Annotated in this window: 1 protein-coding gene; it reads right to left on the minus strand. The window is 62.6% G+C overall.

Translation table 11 applies throughout. The annotated features are described in order from the left end of the window. Positions 1–351: 351 nt before the first annotated feature. Positions 352–552 (minus strand): serine protease inhibitor, encoded by a 201-nt coding sequence (locus tag ACWF9Z_RS36700; protein ID WP_453609967.1) that lies wholly within the window; start codon positions 550–552, stop codon positions 352–354. Positions 553–1,275: the final 723 nt, after the last annotated feature.

Raw genomic sequence — 1,275 nt, forward strand, 5'->3', positions numbered from 1 at the left:
CTACAAACTATATACTTCATTGTATCTGGGTCTCGTAGATGTGTATAATATACAGGATCGGGCGGGGGACATTCGGGCCCAGCTCTGCGCTTCGCTCCGAGCCATGGCCGGCCTTCGGCCGGGGTCCTGCGCTTCGCTCCGGACTGGCTCTGGTTGCGCTGCGCTCCACCAGAGCGGGCCTGCTCCGCAGGCCCCAGGGCGCTCGCGCTCCGCGCGGGAGGTGACCCCGTTTCACGGGGTCCGGGCCTTCGGCCCGTTGGGCGGGTCCGCTCCGCTCCCCCACCCCAGGGGCCTTCCGGCTCCGCCTCCAGGACCCCAGGCCTGCTCCGCAGGCCAAGCTGGCAGCAAAGACTACCCACGCCTGGGTACCCGGACCACCTTGCCATCCTTAACGAAGAGCCTCACCCGCTGCTCATTGAAGTCCATCGTCACCATGCTGCCCTCAGGCACCACATGCACCGTGATCTCCGGAAACTCCGCCCCGATCTGCTGGCGGGCATGCTCCGCAAGCTTCCCCACCAGCTCGGGCCACTCACTCTTCGCTGCCATCATCCCCTCCAGGTGGTGATCACTTCGACCCTGCTCGACGCTACAGGTCACCACCGCACAGGGCTTGGGACTCCCGTGCTTCGCACGGAGGTGACGCCGTTTCACAGGGTCCGGGCCTCCGGCCTGTTGAGCGCTCCGCACCCGGCCGCACGCCGATCCTCCCCAGCAGTCAAAGATGAAAACACGATCACGAACCCTTGCGGAGACCGCATCGAAACAGGCCTCCACCTTGAATGATTCAAACTGAGTCAGAGCTAGATTCTGGAAAGATCATCCTGTACCAGATCCACTGACCCTCGACAACAGGCCATCAAACCGGTACCCGCCAGCCCGAACCTCCCCGAGAGACCCCAACCCCTGGCCGGGATCGTATGGGAGGCTGGCCGGCTTTGGACCGGTGCCAACCACTACGCGGGTTCTAAGAGGGAAGCGGACATGTTTCGGCTGGTCAGGAGGACGAGCCTTTGGAGATACGTCAGTGCAGCACTGACATATCTCTGCACGGTGTGTCAGTAGGCACTGACGGATCTCCTGCCTTTGGTAGCAAAATCGCAACCAAACTGCCCGTCAGAAATCCCTAAAACTCGGGGGTTTGGTAGCAGAGTTGCAACAAACTCCCGGCGGGCGGCGGGACTAAGGGTTGTCCCGCAACTGCTGGTCACGGGTGAGATGATCTTGCAGTGGCTGGTGTGATCACGGCGTCGGAGCCGTCCTGGATAGCCCCGT

The organism is Streptomyces sp. NPDC054961 (genome assembly GCF_053609145.1).